This window comes from Mitsuokella multacida DSM 20544 (assembly GCF_000155955.1).
Classification (GTDB): Bacteria; Bacillota; Negativicutes; order Selenomonadales; family Selenomonadaceae; genus Mitsuokella; species Mitsuokella multacida.
Map to the genome: position 1 here is coordinate 822,832 of NZ_GG697141.2, position 19,039 is coordinate 841,870.

A 19,039-nucleotide genomic window follows, 5' to 3' on the forward strand; every position below is an offset into this window, starting at 1 on the left:
TCTTTCTATTCTCCATCACCCTGTCCTCATGGTCTCACGGCCATGGCCTGCGGTCAGACCGCCGCATCGAGGATCACGGCCGTGCAGTCATCCGGGGAACGGTGGTCTTTGGCGAGCTTGACCATCTGCTTGACGGCCGCCAGCCAGTCCCCCTGCGCGGCGGCGAGGATGTCCTCCAGCTCGTCGGTGGATGCGTACTCATGGATGCCATCCGTCGTCAGGAGGTATTGCTGCGCATCATCCGGCAGGCGCCGGATCGTCAGGCGCAGCAGGTCCGGACGGCCACCGCCGAAGCAGGAAGTGATTTCGTTGCGCGCCGCATACGACTCCGCTTCTTCTTCCGTCAGCTTCCCCGTATCCAGGAGGTACTGCACGACGGTGTCATCCCGCGTCAGCTGCCGCAGGTACTTGCCGGCCTGGATCGCATAGACCCGCGTGTTGCCGGCGTGGACGAGCACGGGCAGCCCCTCTCCGAAAAAGAGCCCCGAGAATGTCGCGGCCATCTTCCCGCTATTTGGCGTCCCGCGGCCATGGGCCAGCAGGGCTTCATTGACGGCGCGCAGTGACTCGAGCTCCGGCCGCGGCAGGCCGGCAATCCGCTCGCAGAGGAACTGCGCTGCTGCCGCGCCGCCGTAATTGCCGCCCACGCCGTCCGCCACGGCCACGAAGCCGCCCGCGAAATCCATGTCGGCCGTCACATCCTGATAGACCTGCGGCCCGGCGAGGATGCGGTCCTCATTCTGCGCCTTGTGGCTGCCACTCACCGTATGCATGTAGACTTCCATATCTCATCCCTCCTCTGCTGCCTGCTCATCCATCGGTCGGGCTTCCGCGATCAGGGACACCGGCGTGGTGAAGGCGTCGATATCCTGGACCTCTACGCAGGTCCGTTCGTAGAGGTCGTGGTCGAAGAGGAAGCGGCTCAACGGGTTGATCAGGTGGCTCTCGACGATGTTGCCGATGCCGCGGCCGCCGTTGGCCAGATTGCAAAGTGCCGCCTCCCTGAGCTTTGCCTGTGCCTTGTCCGACAGCGTGAGCGCGATTTCTTTGTCTTCCCGCAGGAAGCGGACGATCTTCTTGACCTGCGCCGCGAGAATACGCTCGGCGACGTCCGGGCGGATGAAGTCAAAGACGACGATGTTCTCGCCGATGCGGTTGAGGATCTCCGGCCGCCCGAGCTCCAGCTTGAAGTAGTCCTCGATGGCACGGCGCACGCGCTTGGCGACGTCTTCGTACGTCATGTCCATCGTGACGTTCAGGTGGCGCTCACCGCGCGCATCGCGCGTGTAGATGCCCAGATTGCTCGTGAAGATGATGATGCACTCCGAAAAGTACACCGTCTGTCCCTGCCCGTCCGTCATGCGGCCATCTTCGAGGATCTGCAGGAACTTGTCGAGGATGGTCGGATGGGCCTTCTCGATCTCGTCGAAGAGCAGGATGGAGAACGGGCGGTTGCGCACGGCATTCGTCAGCTGGCCGCCGGCCTCATAGCCGACATAGCCCGGCGGCGCGCCGAGGAGTTTCTGGTCGCTGTGCGGCTGGCTGTACTCGCTCATATCGAAGCGGATGCAGGCATCCTCGCTGCCGAACAGGATCTCCGCGAGCGTCTTGGCCGTCTCCGTCTTGCCAGTGCCCGTCGGCCCCGCAAAGAACAGGACGCCCTTGGGCCGCCCATGGGAGGACCCCTGCAGGCCGGAGAGGCCCGTAATCGCGCGCTTCACGATATCGAGCGTCTTGCTCTGCGCCGCCGGCTGTCCCTTCACGCGCTCCTCGAACCGCACGGCCGCCTGCTTGATTTCCTCGAGGTCGAGATTCTTCCAGGGGTTCTCGCGGATCCCGTATTTGTAGAGGTCAACGACCGTGCTCATCTCATGGATGTGCAGGCGCTCCTTCTTGCAGAGCTTGCGCAGGCCGTTGAGCTCCGTGAAACTCATGCCCTCGGTCAGGGCCACGAAGCGTTCCTGAACCTTGTGCAGGCTCTCCGGGTCCTTCTCGTAGGCGGGCCGGTCTGCCTCATAGATGTCGCGCGCAAAGAAGGAGGAGAAATTTTCTCCCATCACGAGGCGCTCGCGCTCCTCCTTCGATGGCTCGCTGATGGCGATGCTCTTGGCATTCGGGTTCTGCAGGTAGAACCACGGCGGCAGGTCGTTGAGCTTATTGGCGATGACGACCAGCAGGTTCTTGCGCATCACGTGCTTGCTGTCCATCGTATCGCGCGCCTCGAGCAGGGCGCGCACGAGGCCGCTGAACGAATCGACTTCTTCCTGCGTCAGATTGTCCGGCGAGCTGATGTAGCGCGAGGCCATGTTCATCACGATGACCGTGCTGACCTTGTTCTGGGCCAGCGCCCTGCCGACCATGGCGACTGCGCCCGTATCCTTCGCGCCGCGGAACTCCACCCGGATGGTGCCGCTGTACGGCTCCGCCTGGACCATGCCGCCGAACTTCTTGACGAGCTCTGGCTCACACGTGTTGTAGAAGCCGCGCAGGTTGTCGTAGAACACGATGGCTTCATAGCCGCGGTCCTTGAAAAAATAATAGAGGTAATCCGTCAGGCGGACGATCGAGCCCTTCGGGATGCTGCCCTCTACGGGGTACTGGTAGACATCCAGCACATTGCCATCGAGGATCAGCAGCGGCTTGATCTGTGAGAAGAGATCGAGCTCCCGATGCCATTTTGGTATGTACTCCTGTGCTTTACGGTCTGTCATGGAGGATTATTCCTTTCTTTTTCGCCTGCTGCGCAACCGCATCGGCAAAATCGCGGCGGTGGATGCCCACCGAGATGATGCCGTGCTTCATCGTAAAATTCTGGACTGGATGGGACGGCCCTTCAAGGTACGCTTCGTAGCGCGGCCGCAGCTCGGGCCGCAGGAAGTAGATCTGCTGATTGGCTGATCCCTTCAGCGGATGACCGTCGTTCTCCTCCTGCCGGTACGGGCCATCGATCAGGACGCCGATGTGCTGCAGGCAAGCGCGCGCACTCTTGCCGAGGTGCAAGAGCTGCTGGTACGTGTAGCCCGTGTAGACCAGGATGTCCGGCACGGATCGGTCGAGATATGCGAGCAGGGGCAGCAGCGCGTCCGCCTGGAAGAAGGGGTCGCCGCCCGTCACGACGACACCGCCGAGATCCTCACGCGAAAGGAAGGGCCGCAGGAGCTCCTGCAGGCGCTCTTGCGAGAGCGCCTGCCCCGCCTGCGCCTGCCAGAGCTCCGGATTGCTGCAACCGGGGCAGCGGCGCGGGCAGCCGGCCAGCCAGATGCCCAGGCGATTTCCCGGCCCGAGCGCCCGCACGGGATAGAGGATGCGCGCGATATTCACGGTCTGACTGCAGCTCATGGCATCTTCTCCACGAGGAAGTAGGCCGCCTGCTCCTGCCGCCTGCCGTCGATGGCAAGGCCGCCGAGGCCGATCTCATCGGACGGCTTGAGCTCCATCCTGCCCGCCGGGATCCGCTCATTGTTGACGTAGGTGTAATTCGTATGGCTGAGGTTCTCGATGTAGAGCCTGCCGTCCGCCACCGTCAGTTTCGCGTGGATGCGGCTCACGTAGGGCTTGTCGGCGAGAATCTCGCGCATGGCGTTCTCGCGGCCGATCACGATCGTGCCGGCAGGGACGGGGAAACAGCGGCCCGTGCCGATCTCCTCGAGCGCAAAGCGCTTCGGCGCCTCAGCAGGTTCTGCGACGGGCAGGATGTCGGAGATGTCCTCGCCGCAGCGCTGGCATTTGCGGGCCTGCGGCGGATTGGCCGCACCGCAGGAGCAGATGCGCACGAGATGCGTCGACGGAGCCTCCACGGGCGCGCTGCCCGCGCTCTCTGCCTGGTCAGCCGGTTCGGGCGCGGCAGGCGCGCATTCCGGGTCGACTGCCGGCGTATTCATCAGGTCGTAGCCGCAGTACTCGCATTCCATGGCGCTCGGCGGATTCTGCTCGCCGCAGCCCGGGCATATCTTATAGCGTTTCATTCGGGTTCACCTGCCTGTCTTGCAGTGGCTGGCTGCTTCTTCTGCCGGGCACGGCCGGCCTCGCGGCCGTCTGCGCGCGGGGCCGCCGCGTAATCCCTGAGGTTGATGATCTGCGCGTAATCGGCCGACGGCGGCGTCAGGGCGATGCGCTTGTCCAGGCAGACACCATGGGCAGCGAGCCGGGCCTCGATTTCCTCGAAGTCTTGGCAGAAGGCATGCATCTGCCGCACGAGCTCGGCGCTCTCTGCCTGCGTCGGCAGGCGGTCCCGGTCATCCGTCTTGCCGAATTCCATGGCGATCTGGCCATCGTCTGCATAGGTGACGCTGACGGCCGTATCGCCTTCACAGCGGTAGAGCTCGTTGGCGAAGTGCCGGCCGTCGCGCTTCCGGACCTCGCGGTCCCCCAGCACGTCGTAGCCCATTTCTGCCATGACTTCATCCATGGCCTGCCGGATATAGGCCTGCTCGGCCGCCGCTCTGGCAGAGGCTTCCTCTGCCGCGATGAGAGAGGACAGCCGCCCGGCGGCCTCTTCGGCGAAGGGCACGAGCTCGGGCTGGCTCCCGTTCATCTGACAGAGCGCCTCATAGCGCCGCAGCAGCTGCAGATAGCGGTTGCCGGATGACTGCCAGAGGCTCAGGAACGCCCGGCACTGCGCCAGCACATCCGGAAGCTCGACCTCGCAGAAGGAGACCAGACGCTGCTCCTGCTGCGCCTGCCGCATGTGCGCGATGGCCTGCTCGACAATCCGGCGGTAGGTAAGCGGCAGATAGTGGTTGTCCTTCAGGGACAGCAGTGTTTCGACATCGGACCGGACGAAGGCCGGCAGGCTCTGCTCCGATGCTCCCTTCGCTTCCTTCGTCTCTTGCGGCGCAGCATCCGGCCGGAACAGTCCCGCCACCGTCGTGTCCAGCGCATCAGCCAGCCGCTGCTCTAGTGCCAGCCCCTGCTCGCGCTGCTCTGAGAACACCTCCTCGAGCTCCGGGACGATGGCCGCGAGCTCGGAGAGCCTGCGCTCCGCCTGCGCATTGTCCTGCGCCTGGACGATGGATGTAAGCAGCTTGCGGCACGAGGCGAGCTTCTCTGTTGCGGCCTTCATCCCGGCCGCAAAGCTTTTGGTGTCGACCCAGCCCTCTGACCGCTGCAGGGACTGCTGCAGCAGTGGCAGCGCTCTCTCATACTCCGTCAGCTCGGACTCGTACACGCGCGCCCTTTCCAGGAGCGCCTCGCGCCGTTCCATTTCCTGCAACTGGCGTTCTAGTTCTGCCGCCAGGGCTGCCAACTCTTCTGCCGTCAATGTGTAGACGGATACTTTCGGCCCACTCAACGAAAAGCCTCCTTTCCCAGGCAATCGCCCTTGCCCTGCGTGATCAGCCAGGCGGCAAAGGCAGGAAGGACGCTGCCGGCTCCTGCCCCGGGCGCGGGGATCAGGAAGGCCGCCTCCTCGTCGATGGATTCGCCGCGCTTGAGCTTGTCCTTGAAATAATCCACAAACGCCTCGATATCGGCAAAGCGCCCGAACGGGACGACGAGCTCCCGCTCCTCTGCGTAGAGATAGGCCAAGAGATAGAGCTCGCGGATGACGGTCGGCCAGTCCTTGGTCGCGGCGGCATTGTTGCAGCGGGTCTCGAGTGCGTTGATCTGCTGGATGCGGTCGGGCTGCTCGCGGTGGACGACCTGTTCCCGCACGGAAAAGAGCTGTCTGGCGACGAACCCCAGGAAAGGCTGCGCGGCCTGTGGCAGCTCGTCCTGGCTGCCCTGCAGGGCCTGCAGCAGGTCCATCCCCAAGGCCTTCATGTCCGGCCACTGATGCGACTGCCAGATAAACGGCTGGAAACCTGGATAGAGGCGGTAGATCACGCGGAAGAACTCCACGTCTTCGTCCGCATGGCGGTGGCGCAGGGCCTCTTCGGCATCGAGGCAGATGTTGGCGTAATCGGCATTGAACTTGTTGAAGTACGTCGAGAGATTCGAGCGGTAGAGGCGTTTCTTGCCGTTGTTCCAGTCGCTGGCCAGCGCCAGCACGTACTTCCCGAGGTCGGTATAGCGCTTGTACATGAAGGTGACCGGTGGGATGCGGATGGCATCGGAGCCGAGTAGGGTCGACGCCGCCCCCTGCCCCGGCACCGGCACATCCTCGCCGGCACACCAGCGCTTGACTTCCTCGTAGGTCCAGCGCCGGTTCGGGTTGCCCTTCTCCTTGCGGTGCGTGATGTCCTGATACGTCAGCCCGAGGATCAGCTGCTTGAGGCGGGCCGGGAAGGAATCCGGCATCGGCACCTGCTGGATGGCCAGATAGCGCTCGAGCGTCTCGGGGTCCACATCGCCGTACGGCGTATGGCCGCAGAACAGCTCGTAGATCGTGATGCCCAGCGAATAGTAATCCGACTCTGCGAGGAACAGGTTGTTGTAGGTCTCCGGGGCCGAGTAGTCCGGCGTCATGCCCGTCCGCGTCACGAGGACGGTGCGGCCCTGCTCGCGCACCGAGCTGATGCCGAAGTCGATGATGGCGACATGGCGCCCGTCATCGCAGAGCATGATGTTCGATGGCTTGAGGTCTTTGTGGATGATGTTGTGACCGTGGAGAACCTTGAGGCCCTCATTCAAGGCCGGTATGATCTCCTGCTGCAGCTGGGAGAGCGAGAACCGCCGCCCCTGCAGGCTGCCCGCCGCGTAGTACGGGATGATCTCAAACGGGAAACCCTGCCAGGTCCCCGTCTCAAACAGCCGCGCCACATACGGCGAGTCGATGCTGCGCAGTGCCGCGACAACGGAGTCCTTGATGGCCGCCGCCCTGCGGTAGACCTTGGCGACGTACTCTTTGCCACCATAGGAGCAGACGTAGAGCGTGGCCTCGCCCGTGGCCGCCGTCAGCAAGCGTTCCACTCGGTACTTATCGAGCAGCATGGTGCCTGCCGGTATTCCCTGCGCTGCGCGGTGCAGGAGGTCGTTGATCTGGGTGAAATCCGCCGCCCCCTGTTCCTGCGACGGCAGATTGATCTCGGTCTCTGCGCCGCGCAGGCCGGGATTCAGCGAGGTCGCCGCGGGGCGCGGATTCATGGCGTCCGCATTGACCTGTGTGTTGACCTGCGTATTGATCTGTGTAGACGATGCGCGTTCCTCTGCCATTCATCTCCCCGCCTTTCCATCTGTTCCGACTGTCCCGGCTGTCCCGAAGACGACGAGCTCGGAAGCCCTTGATGACGTATCCTTCTTCGCGCAGGCGACGCCGTAAATCGCACCCGCCTCATCCTGCACCAGCGAGGTGAGCGTCCGCGTGTCTGCGCCGTCAAATGGCAGCGGCTGAGCCTGCGCGGCCCCCAGGCGGACGGTTGCATAGGAGCCATTCTCCCGGATGAACAGGAGCTGCTGCCCGGGCAGGAAGCCCGCCACCTGTAGATCGCCATCCGTGGAACGATAGCGCCGCTGCACGCGGTCGCCCTGCATCGTGAAGGAGGCGACGGTGTCCCTGCTCTCCGCGACAATGCCCGCATCGTACAGGTAGAAGCGCTCCACCCGCTGCATCAGGTCTCTGGGATGGATCTTCGCGCCGTTTTCCGCGGACAGGGCGGCGTGGCGCAGCGTGTGCGCGGCGTTCAGGTAGAGGATTTCATCGCCGCATACGGCAAAGGAGCTCACGCCCTCCGCCGTGACCGCCTTCTTGTCGGACGGCGCCGCCAGATCAAGATACGATACTACGCCGCCCGCATCGTAGTCGATGAAGTAGACGCGCGTGCCGACGCAGAAGACCTCGCCGGCATTGCCATCGTAGAGCAGGTGGCTCTGCAGGGAGTCGCGGTCCGCCGCGTAAATATGGCGGTCCTTGTCGCTGCGGTAAACGATCGCATTGCCGACGAGATTCAGGTATGACGCATCGGGGATCTGCCGGAAGCCCGACTCCGCGGGAACAGCAGACGCGCCTGTCACGCGCAGGTTGTCGCGCAGCAGGATCCTGCCGCCCGCCAGCAGGGCATCGACATCGTTGCCGACGTCCTTCTGGTTCCAGCTCGCGAACGCATCTTTGACATCCAGATACTCATAGGAGAGCTCGCCACTCTGCTGGTAATGCTCATAGGCGCTATTGCGCTGGGCATGCGAGATGCCCATGCCGATGCCGATTGCGGCCAGCGCCGCAGCCAGCAGCATCGCGCTGCTCTTCAGCAGCTTCCTGCCTCCCTGCCGCGAAGCGTCATCTGCGACCTGCGCGCGGAGGGATTCGAGATATTCTTTCTTGTTCATGATGCCTCACCCCTTCCGCCAAAAGACAATCGCACAGAGGAACAGGAAGGCCATCAGGCCATGCGTTGCGGAGCTCGTAAGCAGCCCCGTCAGCGAAGCCGCCAGAGGCGGCAGCAGGACGGCAAAAAGGCCGATGAGCGCCTTGCCGAGGCGGAGCTTGAAGCGCTGCGTGCGCTTCGTCCCGAGCTGCCGCAGGCAGGCGTCCGCCTCTCCGCGATACGCCTCTTCGAGGGATTTGACCTCAGAGGCGCGGATGCAGTAGCGCTTCCCCGCAAGGACCGCCCGGATGGCCGCATCGTAGTCCTCACAAGGCTGCGGCAGCTCGAGGAAATACGGCTGCAGGGACTTGACGGTCGCATCGTCGAAGATGTGCAGGAAGTCCTTGTCGGGAATATTGCAATAATTCTTGCCGGTGCCTTCTTCCAAGCGGTCGCGAAGGGCGGCGAGCGGCTCGGGGTCGGTGAAATCCGGCCGGTCTGCGCTCGTCAGCGACGGGCAATCGCCGTTCTTCAGCGAGAACAGTAGATTGTCCAGGCAATCCGAAAGGATCGGCAGCGCCTTCTCCACGCGGTCGAGCTGCTCAGCCGTATACGTGCGCAGCTTCGCCTCCGTGAAATGGTCCTGCATGAGCCCGGCAAAGGCCTGGCGGTGCATGAGAGCCTGATAGTCCTCCGACTGCATGATGCGGCCGATCCGGCTCTCCCGCGCCAGCTCCTCATCGTCAGGCCGGCAGGCCGACAGGATACTCAAGAGTTGTACCGTTTGTGCATTCATGTTCTTCTCCTCCCGGCATCACGGTTCCTGCGCGTCAGGCGCATGCAGGGATGTCGTAGCCGGCACATCGGCAGCCGGCTGCAAGGCCTGCTCTGCAGCGTCGAGATGAACGGTATCGCCACTGCCGACCGCGTGCAGCGACTGCACTTCCGCGGCAGACGGCGCCACATTGCTGTGCGAGGCATGCGAGGCCACCGAAGCAGCAGAGCTGCCGCCGGACGACGGCGCAGCCGGTGCCGCGTCGTAGTAGCTGCTCTGATGCGACGCATGCGATGTATGCGAGCTGTGGCCGCCCGAATAACCGCTCTGATGAGACGAATGGGAGGAATGGGAGGAATGCGAGCGATGTGCCGCAAAGGCATCGTCGGCCATCAGGAGCCCCAGGATCAGGATCATGGACCCGATCATCAAGACCTTGCCGACTGGGATATTGCCTTCTTCATCATAGAGAAAATCCTCGATTTTCTGCTCCACATGCGGGAATGATAGCTCCGCCATACCGTCTTCCTCCTTTATTCCTTGACCTGCGTGCAGGCGCCGTCTTTCCAGATGGCCTTGAACGTCTTCGAGCTGTTCTTGGCGTATTTCATCTCACCGTCAGGCACGCCCTGCTTGAATGTGCCGGTCAAACACGGATATACATCTTTGGTATATCGATATGTTCCAAGGCCGTTCATCTGATCATCTTGCCAGGTCCCTACATAAGAGGCAATCTCCGTGCCATCAGCCGAACGCCAGCGAAATGTCCCCTGACCGCTGCGCACGCCCTGCTGCACGTTGCCGGCATATGTGTTGCCGTCGGCGTATTTTATCTCGGCCCAGCCGGACAGCGCCCCGTTGTAATGCGTGCCGTCCTGCTGCGTGAAATTCAGCGCTGAGAGCGCGCCGTCCTCAACGTCGGCCGAGAACTCCCGGAAGCCGAGCGCAGCTGCTTGGCTTCCGAGCGAGAAGACGCCCGAGGTGAAGCGGCCGTCCTCGAACTTTCCCTGATACGTGCGGCCATCGACAAAGGTGTACGTCCCCTCGACCATCTCGTCATTCGCCCAGCTTCCCGTATAGACATCGCCATTGGCAAAGCGGAACGTCCCTTGGCCGCTGCGCTGGGACTTGGAGAAGCTGCCCTCGTAGACGGAGCCGTCGAGATGACGGAACTCGCCTTCTCCCTCGTAATACGCATCGGCCACCGCACCGATGTACGTGCCGCCCGCGCTCTCGACGACGGCCTCCGTCTCGCCGATGTGCGCCGCCGCGTAATGGTTCGGTGAAGCAAAGCTCAGCAGCAGGGAATAAACGACGAGGAAGAGCGCGATGGCCAGCACGACGACGGACGCCTTCTTGAAATAGCCCTGATAGCCGCTGAGTTTCGTATCGCGGAATGGATTTTTACTGATTATCTTCATGATCATCCCTCACCCATGCTTTCAAGATTTCCCGCTCTTCTTCCGAGCCATGCTTGAGGATGGCAAAGAGCGTATCGAGAATCCCCTTGTAGATCTGGCAGCGGTATGTATTGGCCTCCCGCGGGAAGATATTGCCGCTCGACGCGTATTGAACGACGGGACAGACGCCGCAGTACGGCTGATACGCGCAGTCACAGCATCCCGGCAGGGATTCCAGGACAGAGGCGACAGAGGTCGCCCGGCAGGTATCCGAACGCATCAGCGATGCATACGTATCGCGATAGACATTGCCGAGGCGAAACGCTGGGTCGCCCGCCTCGGCCACCATGCGCCCCTCGTCACACGTGTAGACATCGCCGTTGTAGTAATAGGCCAGCTGGCCGAAGCCGGCGCCGCACGGCGAGCGCAGTTCCATGTAGTTGTCGGCACGGCCTTGCAAGATCTTGCGCAGGAAGAACACGGCATGCTGTTCCCGCAGGCGGACGCCCTCGCGGTTCAGGCGGAAGATCTCGTCTAGTGCCTGCCGGTAGAAGGTCAGGAACTCATCCACCGTATAGCCGACCGCCTGCCAGTCCGACCTTGCAAAGCCGAGCGGCGTCAGGGGCCGCAGGAAAATCGTCTGCATGCCCTGGCGCACGTATTCCGCAAGCAACTCGCGCGCATGCGCGAGGGTGTAGCGCGTCGTCGTCTCGACTGCGCCGGGAAAGATGCCCCTCTCGTGCAGTTTCTGCAGGCCCGCACACATCTTCTCGTAGCTGCTCATGCCGACGGCCTGTGCGCGGCGGTTCGTCTCGTGGATGGCGGCCGGTCCGTCGAGCGAAGTGCAGACAGTAACGCGGTGTTCCTGAAAGAAATCCGCCATCTCATCCGTCAGCAGCGAGAGATTCGAGACAACGGTGAAGCTGACCTGTTTCTTCCCGCGCTGCGCTTCTGCATAGCACACCATCTCGCGGATGACGGGGAACGCGAGCAGCGGCTCTCCGCCCTGGAACTCAAAGGCGAGCGACGGATTGGGCGACTGCAGTGCCAGGTCGATGGCGCGCCTGCCCGTCTCAGGGGACATGCTCCCACGTTCGAAGTGCTGGTGGTCCTGCGCCTGGCAGTAGATACAGCGGAGATTGCACTGATTCGTGACGACGAAGATGTGCAGCGCCGTGCCATAGCAAAGATACTGCTTCATCTCGCGCAGCTCGTCGGTCATGCTGTCCGCATATATCTCCATGGGGTCCAGCACGAAGTGCGCACGGTGCAGCCGCTGGTACAGCGCCTCCGCCCCATCGAAGTCCTGCCGCAGGAAGCGCTGGAACTCCTCCGGCGATACGAACAGCGCCCGGCCATAATCATTCGTGATCAGGAAATCGCCGTCGTCGAGCGCCCTGAAATTGAAGTGATTCAGCACGGTCAAACCTCCCTTCCCGATCTCTCAGATGCATGTGCATCCTGAGTGTCCCGATTATCCATGAATAGCGCCGTGCGGGGAATGGGCTGCACGTGTGGCTTCGTCATCGCGAGCGTGGTCTGGAAGAAGCCGCCGCAGTACGGCCGTGCTGCGCAGTCCCCGCAAGCTAGCGCATAGCGGATCTTTTCCGGCGTGATGCTGCGGCGGCAGATTTCCCAGAAGCCCGGCGCCACCGCACAGAGCGGGAAATTGTAGAGCTGCACATCGATGCCATGCTCCATGAGCTTCAGGACTGCGGGCTGCACCGCCCGGAAGGCCGCGGGCGCATCAAGATAGAGTGCTTGGAGATGGCGCGCACAGTTCCCCCGCGTCTCCAGGCCGATGAAATTGACGACGTGCACCTCTGGATAGTGCGCCACGATGAAGTCCGCCAGCTCCGGCAGGTACGCGGCGTTCTTCCGGCTCACGACGACGCGCAGCTCCACGGCGATCCCCTGTGCCAAGAGATTGCCGATGCCCTCATTCGTCTGCACAAAGCTGCCGGGCGCTCTCGTGATGGCATCGTGGAGCCCGGCCTCTGGCGCGTGCAGTGGGATAGCCACGCAGAGGTGCGCGGGGCAGAGATGCAGCAGTTCCTGCAGGAAGCCTTGCAGCGAGAAGGAGCGCCCGTTCGTCAGCAGCAGGACATCGGCCTGCCGGAACCGCACCGCTATCGTGCGCATGGTCCGGAGGAACAGCGCGGTGCGCAGCGTCGGCTCGCCGCCCGTCACGGTGATATGGCGGACATCGGCCGGCAGCATCTGCAGGTACGCCATCATGGCCTCATCCGCCAGGCCGCCGCTCGTACGCCGCTCCTCATCGGACACGGGGCACATGATGCAGTTGGAATTGCAATGCCCCGTGAGGTAGACAGTCGCGGCGCGCTCCCGGCCAGAAAACAGCCGGTGTACAAGGCCTTCCTCATTCACCGTGATGATGTCGCCATCGGCCAGCTGCTGCCAGACCTCGCGATTGACTGGCGCAAGCGCGGCATGGTCCGAGGCAAAACAGGCAGCATCGCGGGCGAGACGGAGCTGCTCATATCCTCCTGCCTCCTCCGAGCGGAGGACAGGAGGATTTCCGGAAGCCGGTGCATCGACGCGGCGCACGAGCGCCAAGCGCGAACCGGCATGATAATCGCGAAAGTAGAGATTCATAAGCCAACGACCTCAAAGATGAGAAACGCAATCGTACCGACGGTAATGAAGATGGCAAACGGAATCTTCCGCACGATGACGACCGTGTCCTCCCCGTACCGAGACTGCTGCCAGCGCCGGACGCTCGCCGCTTCTTCCACCGTCAGGCGCGAGGACAGGTCTTCTGTCATACCGGTGGGAAGGTTCCGCACGCGGGAGCGCGCGAAGCGGCAGACCGTGCCCGCCGCGAGGATCTGCCCCTCACGAACTTCCTCTGTCGGTATCGTCCTGTAATTGTAATCCTGCACGAGCATGCGCAGGCACATGAGCACCGCCGTCCAGAGGAGGATGGCGGCACTCATCGCATACGAGATGGAGAGCATCTGGGCAGCACTGCCGAGCAAGAGGCCCGTGCTGCTCAACACCGCGCCACCTGCCATCTGCTTCGTCGTCATGCGGCTCCGGAGGGAGAGGATGGCGAGAATCAGCGCGCAGGAGGCGGCCACATCGATGAGAGGGCTTTTCGCTGCCGCAGTCGGCAGCAGCACGTGCCCGATGGCCATGATCAGCTGCACCAGCGTGACCATGAGCAGATAGGACGCCGCGATGCGCGGCCAGTCGAGCTTCTTCACGACGGTCCGGATGTTTTCCCCCTGCAGTCCCTGCAGCCGGCGCGACGCGCGCCACCGCTGCCCGAGGCCGCACAGCACCACATAGGCAAATGCCGCCAGGAAGGCGAACGCCACGATCAAGATGCCGCTGCCCACATACGGCAGGTGCCCGCCATAGAGGCGCCCCGGTATGGCCAGGGCCACGAGCAGCAGGAGCTTCGTATCGCCGGCCGCCCAGATGTGCAGGGCGTAGAGCAGGAGGCCTGTAAGCGCCAGGCAGACGGCATTGAGCAGGAAGGGCTGCCAATAGGCGAGGCCATCTCCTACGAGCGGACTGTAATAGGCAAAGTCGAGCAGGAAAATCGGCACAGCCGCATAGCCGAGATGGCGGTTCCATATGTGGCTGACGCGGCAGTCCGTATAGGATGCGCTGCCGAGCAGGAGCAGCAGGGTGGTCAGCAGCAGGGCCTCGAGGATCATAGGCGCCCTCCCCGAGACTCTCCGGCATGGAGCAGCTCGATCAGATAGTTGGAAAACTCCCCCATGACGATGGGCAGAGGCGCCCTGCTGTCCGCAAAGCTGCAGATTGTCGCATCCGGCCGCTCATCGACCGCGATGCGGCAGATCTCTCGATAATCCGCCGCGGCGCGCCGTATCACCTGCACGGGATAGAGCGCGCGCGGATAAATCCTGCTTGTTTCATTTCTCATTCCGTTCAAACCAGTCTTTCATGATAGAATCGAACTGCCCCGCCGCATGGGCCTGCTGTCCCTGCTCCTTCTCGAGCCGCGCCAGAGTGTCCTCCTGATCGACGAGTGAAGAGGACATGGCACGCGCCATGAGAATCTCGCGCAAAGAATGCGTTTGCTGGAAGACGAGTCTGCGGACCTGCTGGGCCAGCAATTCATTTTCAAAGCGCTGGGTGATGCCGGCCAGTGCGCCCCCCTCCTTTGCTGAGAAATGAATGGTCCACGCGGTCTCATCTTCGGTGATATGGAGATAGGCCTGATGCAAGAACATGTAGGCCGCCTTTATCAACACATCGGCTGTGTAGATGGACTTCGGGACCACAAGGTCTGTCCGCTCCAATCGAAACACCTTCCTTCTACTGTCTACTGTTTTATGTTTTGCTCTGTCACTCTGCTGATTCATTACACGAATATGAATAATTTAATATATACTTCGTCAAAAGAACGTGTTCTCCTGCCAGGAAAAGGGTTTTGACTCCCTATTTTTTCATCTGCTCAAAAACTCCACAAAAAAATCTCCCAAGGAGATTGGGAGATTTTTGTATCAAACCATTGCACTGATGCACCGATTGCCGGGTCTCAGCCGTTCATCGCGAATTTGACGACGGCTTTCATCCCCGGCTTGAGGGTGAAGTTAAGGCCGGACGGGATGGAGATGCGGATGATCATGACGTCTTCATCGGCATCGTCGGCGTCGTTGACCTCGGCGGTCGTCTTGGGCTGGCTGCTTGCGGCGGCGGCGCCACCGGCGGCATCAGCCGTGCTGGCCTCTGCGCCCTGCTGGCCATCCTGCGCGCCCTGCGCACTCTGGGCGTCCTGGGCGTTCGGATTGTTCAGGTTGTTCGGGTCAGTCTGGGCAGCACCGGCGTTGGATGCGGCACCGTTGGCCACTGCATCGGCACCATTGGCGCTGCTGTCGGCGGACTGGTCATCTTTCTTGGCCGGCTGCTGGATGTCCTGGACGGAGCCCTGGAGCTGGTGGCCGTCGATCTCGTAGGAGACGAACTGGCCGAGGCGGATCTTCGCGGCCTTGTCGGGGCTGACCTTGGCCTCGACCCAGATGTCGTCGGCATTGCCGACGCTCGCAACGGTCTCGCCCGCCTTGACGGTCGAGCCCTCGTCGATGCCCTGCGCGTAGTAGACCGTGCCGGCTACCGGCGCGACGATGTCGGTCTCAGCGGCATCCTGCTTGGCGTTGTCGAGCGCGGCCTGTGCCTGCTTGAGCTGCAGCTCGGCGTTCTGCACGGCCTTCGGATCAGGCGGCTGGGTCGTCGTCTGGTAGCGGACGGCCGGCGAAGACGACGGCGCGGATGCGGCAGGAGCCGACGACGAGGCGGCGGCCACGGCTGCATGGTAGGCCGAGACGGCGGCATCGCGCTGCACGGCGCTGATGGCGCCCATCTCGAAGAGCTCGTTCATGCGGTTCATGCGGGACTCGGCGCTCGCGACGCTCTGCGAGGAACCGCTGCTGCGCGGCGCGCTCGCGGCCGGTGCCGGGGCGGGGCTCGGCACGGCGACCGTCACGGTCTGCCCCTTCTTGATCTCATCGAGGTTGCGCTGCGAGAGCGCGACGGTCTGCTCGAGGTTCGCGATCTGCTCGTCCGTCACCGTGCTCTGCACGTGGGCGATGACATCGCCGGCCTCGACATGCTCCCCTTCTGCGACGACCTTCTCGGTGATCATCGCATTGCCGTGTACCTTCGCCGCGACGAGCGAGCTCGTGACCTGCGCGTCGTAGACGTTGAAGTACTTGTGTTGATGCTGGTAGTAGTAGATGCCACCCGCACAGAGCACGGCAATGAGGATCAGGCCGACGAGGCCGTATTTCATCAGATACTGTACTTTCTTTGTGATATCGACTTCCAAGATTCAGGACCCTCCATCATCTATCATCTGTTTATAAGCTATCGAGATATCAACGAAACCTCCCTCGCAGAGAGGGAGGTTTCACATGATCTATAGTACTCAGCCAAGCTGTGCTTCGATGACGGCTGCTGCCTTCTCGAATGCCTGCGGCAGGGCTTCTGCCTTCTTGCCGCCAGCCTGTGCCATGTCCGGACGTCCGCCGCCGCCGCCACCGACGACTGCTGCGGCTTCCTTGATGATCTTGCCGGCATGGATGCCGCGCTTGACGGCGTCCTTCGATGCCTTGACGACGAGGTTGACCTTGCCGTCGTTGGCGCAGCCGAGCACGACGACACCGCTGCCGAGCTTGTCGAGCGTGAGGTCAGCGACGTCGCGCAGGGAGTCCATGTTCTCGACGTTAGCCTTGCCCGTGATGACGGAGACGCCGTTGATGTCCTTGACGCCAGCGATGAGCTGCTGGGCATCGGCCTTCTCCTGCATCGCTGCGACTTCGGCGAGCTTGCCGGCCATCTCCTTGCCCTCGGCCTGCAGCTTCTCGACGGCTGCCGGGACGTCGTCCTCGTTTGCCTTGAGCAGGGCAGCTGCCTTCTGCAGAGTGGCGAGCTTCTCATTTGCATAGTCGAGCGCAGCCTTGCCCGTGATGGCCTCGATGCGGCGCACGCCCGAGGCGATGCCCGTCTCGCCGACGATCTTGAACATGCCGATCTGGCCGACGTTCTTGACGTGCGAGCCAGCGCAGAGCTCCATCGAGAAGCCCGGCACGCGCACGACGCGCACGACGTCGCCGTATTTCTCGGAGAAGAGCGCCATCGCGCCGGCCTTCTTGGCCTCGTCAAGGCTCATGTGCGAGATCTCGACGTCCTGGCCCTTGAGGATGACCTTGTTGACGAGTGCCTCGACGTCAGCGAGCTGCTGCGCCGTGACCGGCTCGAAGTTCGTGAAGTCGAAGCGCAGGCGGTCCGGCGTGACGGACGAGCCGGCCTGGTTGACCTGGTCGCCGACGACCTTCTTGAGGGCAGCCTGCAGCAGATGCGTCGCCGTGTGGTTGCGCGCCGAGGCGAGCTTCTTTTCCTGGTCGACTTCAATCTTGACCGTCTCGCCGACCTTGAGCTGGCCTTCCTCTACGTACGAGACGTGGTAGACCGTGCCGTCCGGCAACTTCTTGGCGTTCGTCGCCTTGATGCGGCCGAACTCGCCGAGCAGCAGGCCCTCGTCGCCGACCTGTCCGCCGCCCTCTGCGTAGAACGGGGTCTTGTCGAGGATGATGCCGGCCTCTTCGCCGTCCGTAATCTCGTCGACGAGCTTGCCGTCCTTCCAGATGGCGACGACCTTGGCCTCTTTGGCCTCCGGGTCTACCTTGAGCTTCGAGACGTCGATGCCCGAGAGGTCCGGCACAGCGACGCGCTGGTTCTCGGCACGGGCACTGCGCGCACGTTCGCGCTGCTCGTCCATGGCCTTGTCAAAGCCCTCTTTGTCGAGGTCGAGGCCGTTCTCGTGCAGGATCTCTTCCGTGAGCTCCCACGGGAAGCCGAACGTGTCGTAGAGGCGGAAACCGACCTCACCCGGCAGCTCGTCCTTGCCGTCAGCCTTGAGGCTCTTGATCTCTGCGTCGAGCAGCTCCATGCCCTGGTTGAGCGTTGCGGCGAAGCGGTCTTCCTCGATGCTGATGACCTTCTTGATGTAGTCGTGCTTGGCGATGAGCTCGCCGAAGTCGCTGGCATCGCGGTAGATCTCGACGACGGCGTCAACGGCGCCCTCGAGGAACTTGCCCTTGATGCCGAGCATGCGGCCGTGGCGGATGGCGCGGCGCAGGATGCGGCGCAGCACGTAGCCGCGGCCCTCATTCGACGGCAGGATGCCGTCCATGATCATGACGGCCATGGAGCGCGCGTGGTCAGCGATGACCTTCAGCGAGATGTCCGTCTTCTCGTCCTTGCCGTACTCGACGCCCGCGACCTTGGCCGCGTACTCGATGATCGGGTAGAGCAGATCCGTCTCGAAGTTCGTCTTCTTGTTCTGCACGACGGACGCGAGGCGCTCGAGGCCGCAACCCGTATCGATGTTCTTATGGGCGAGATTCTTGTAGGAGCCGTCTTCCTGGCGGTCGTACTGCGTGAAGACGAGGTTCCAGATCTCGAGGTAGCGGTCGCAGTCGCAGCCGACAGCGCAGGTCGGCGAGCCGCAACCGCGCTCTTCACCGAGGTCGATGTAGATCTCGGAGTCCGGGCCGCACGGGCCAGGGCCAATCTCCCAGAAGTTGTCCTCCATCTTGACGATGTGATCCTGCGGGAAGCCCGGCTGGGACTTCCAGATCTCGATGGCCTCCGTGTCGTCCGGGTAGACCGTGACCCAGAGCTTGTCCTTCGGCAGCTCGATGACTTCCGTCAGGAACTCCCATGCCCAGGGAATGGCCTCGCCCTTGAAGTAATCGCCGAACGAGAAGTTGCCGAGCATCTCGAAGAACGTCTGATGGCGCGCCGTGCGGCCGACGTTCTCGATATCACCCGTGCGGACGCAGCGCTGGCTCGTCGTCACGCGCGTGCGGGGCGGCTTCATCTTGCCCGTGAAGAACGGCTTCAGCGGAGCCATGCCGGCGCCGATCAAGAGGAGCGTCGGGTCGTCCTGCGGGATCAGCGAGAAACTCGGCAGGCGCAGATGGCCTTTCTTTTCCGAAAAGAACTGCAGATAAGCTTCGCGCAGTTCGTTACCACTCATGTACTTCAAAAAAATCTACCCCCATAAGAGAAATCCGGATGATTGTCTCTGGTATTGCTCATGGAATTTACTGGAACTTATATGACCATAAATTACATAACCATTCTCAAGTATACCACAAGCATCCTGTGCTTTTCCAGTCCATCGA

At 62.5% G+C, this 19,039-nt stretch carries 17 protein-coding genes; all 17 read right to left on the bottom strand.

The annotated features are described in order from the left end of the window. Positions 1-53: 53 nt before the first annotated feature. Complete coding sequence (locus MITSMUL_RS03805) at positions 54-785, bottom strand: PP2C family protein-serine/threonine phosphatase (RefSeq protein ID WP_005840137.1); 732 nt, start codon at positions 783-785, stop codon at positions 54-56. Positions 786-788: 3 nt separating this feature from the next. Continuing rightward, a complete protein-coding gene (locus tag MITSMUL_RS13105; RefSeq protein ID WP_005840139.1) occupies positions 789-2,711 on the bottom strand; it encodes an AAA family ATPase in 1,923 nt (640 codons plus the stop codon). Continuing rightward, complete coding sequence (locus MITSMUL_RS03815) at positions 2,698-3,339, bottom strand: 4Fe-4S single cluster domain-containing protein (protein ID WP_005840140.1); 642 nt, start codon at positions 3,337-3,339, stop codon at positions 2,698-2,700. The genes MITSMUL_RS13105 and MITSMUL_RS03815 overlap by 14 nt, the downstream gene beginning before the upstream one ends. Next, positions 3,336-3,965: an FHA domain-containing protein gene (locus MITSMUL_RS03820; RefSeq protein ID WP_005840142.1), complete on the bottom strand. Its 630-nt coding sequence runs from the start codon at positions 3,963-3,965 to the stop codon at positions 3,336-3,338. The genes MITSMUL_RS03815 and MITSMUL_RS03820 overlap by 4 nt, the downstream gene beginning before the upstream one ends. Then, positions 3,962-5,290 carry a hypothetical protein gene (locus tag MITSMUL_RS12070; RefSeq protein ID WP_005840144.1) on the bottom strand — a complete coding sequence of 443 codons (1,329 nt, stop codon included), beginning with the start codon at positions 5,288-5,290 and terminating at the stop codon, positions 3,962-3,964. Before MITSMUL_RS12070 ends, MITSMUL_RS03820 begins: the two co-directional genes overlap by 4 nt. Continuing rightward, positions 5,287-7,092, bottom strand: coding sequence for a protein kinase domain-containing protein (locus MITSMUL_RS03830; RefSeq protein ID WP_005840145.1), 1,806 nt, complete (start codon positions 7,090-7,092; stop codon positions 5,287-5,289). Before MITSMUL_RS03830 ends, MITSMUL_RS12070 begins: the two co-directional genes overlap by 4 nt. Continuing rightward, positions 7,093-8,202 (bottom strand): hypothetical protein, encoded by a 1,110-nt coding sequence (locus MITSMUL_RS03835; protein WP_005840147.1) that lies wholly within the window; start codon positions 8,200-8,202, stop codon positions 7,093-7,095. Positions 8,203-8,208: 6 nt separating this feature from the next. Next, the gene (locus MITSMUL_RS03840; RefSeq protein WP_005840148.1) at positions 8,209-8,976 is read right to left on the bottom strand and encodes a hypothetical protein; all 768 of its coding nucleotides are present in this window, start codon (positions 8,974-8,976) and stop codon (positions 8,209-8,211) included. 18 nt (positions 8,977-8,994) lie between these two features. Then, positions 8,995-9,474 (bottom strand): His-Xaa-Ser repeat protein HxsA3, encoded by a 480-nt coding sequence (gene hxsA3 / locus MITSMUL_RS03845; RefSeq protein WP_005840150.1) that lies wholly within the window; start codon positions 9,472-9,474, stop codon positions 8,995-8,997. Positions 9,475-9,488: 14 nt separating this feature from the next. Then, a complete protein-coding gene (locus MITSMUL_RS03850; RefSeq protein WP_169627133.1) occupies positions 9,489-10,376 on the bottom strand; it encodes an MORN repeat-containing protein in 888 nt (295 codons plus the stop codon). After that, entirely contained in the window at positions 10,360-11,775 is a 1,416-nt protein-coding gene (gene hxsB / locus MITSMUL_RS03855) for a His-Xaa-Ser system radical SAM maturase HxsB (RefSeq protein WP_040635423.1), read from the bottom strand. The genes MITSMUL_RS03850 and hxsB overlap by 17 nt, the downstream gene beginning before the upstream one ends. 2 nt (positions 11,776-11,777) lie before the next feature. Beyond that, on the bottom strand, positions 11,778-12,971 hold the full coding sequence (gene hxsC, locus MITSMUL_RS03860) for a His-Xaa-Ser system radical SAM maturase HxsC (protein ID WP_005840153.1): 1,194 nt from the start codon (positions 12,969-12,971) through the stop codon (positions 11,778-11,780). Next, on the bottom strand, positions 12,968-14,041 hold the full coding sequence (locus MITSMUL_RS03865) for a hypothetical protein (protein WP_005840154.1): 1,074 nt from the start codon (positions 14,039-14,041) through the stop codon (positions 12,968-12,970). Before MITSMUL_RS03865 ends, hxsC begins: the two co-directional genes overlap by 4 nt. After that, the gene (locus tag MITSMUL_RS03870; RefSeq protein ID WP_005840155.1) at positions 14,038-14,271 is read right to left on the bottom strand and encodes an HxsD-like protein; all 234 of its coding nucleotides are present in this window, start codon (positions 14,269-14,271) and stop codon (positions 14,038-14,040) included. The genes MITSMUL_RS03865 and MITSMUL_RS03870 overlap by 4 nt, the downstream gene beginning before the upstream one ends. Next, positions 14,261-14,650: a His-Xaa-Ser system protein HxsD gene (gene hxsD, locus MITSMUL_RS03875; protein WP_040635424.1), complete on the bottom strand. Its 390-nt coding sequence runs from the start codon at positions 14,648-14,650 to the stop codon at positions 14,261-14,263. The genes MITSMUL_RS03870 and hxsD overlap by 11 nt, the downstream gene beginning before the upstream one ends. 239 nt (positions 14,651-14,889) lie before the next feature. Continuing rightward, a complete protein-coding gene (locus MITSMUL_RS03880) occupies positions 14,890-16,176 on the bottom strand; it encodes an HlyD family secretion protein (protein ID WP_005840157.1) in 1,287 nt (428 codons plus the stop codon). Positions 16,177-16,275: 99 nt separating this feature from the next. Continuing rightward, positions 16,276-18,891, bottom strand: coding sequence for an alanine--tRNA ligase (alaS, locus tag MITSMUL_RS03885; RefSeq protein ID WP_005840158.1), 2,616 nt, complete (start codon positions 18,889-18,891; stop codon positions 16,276-16,278). Positions 18,892-19,039 lie beyond the last annotated feature (148 nt).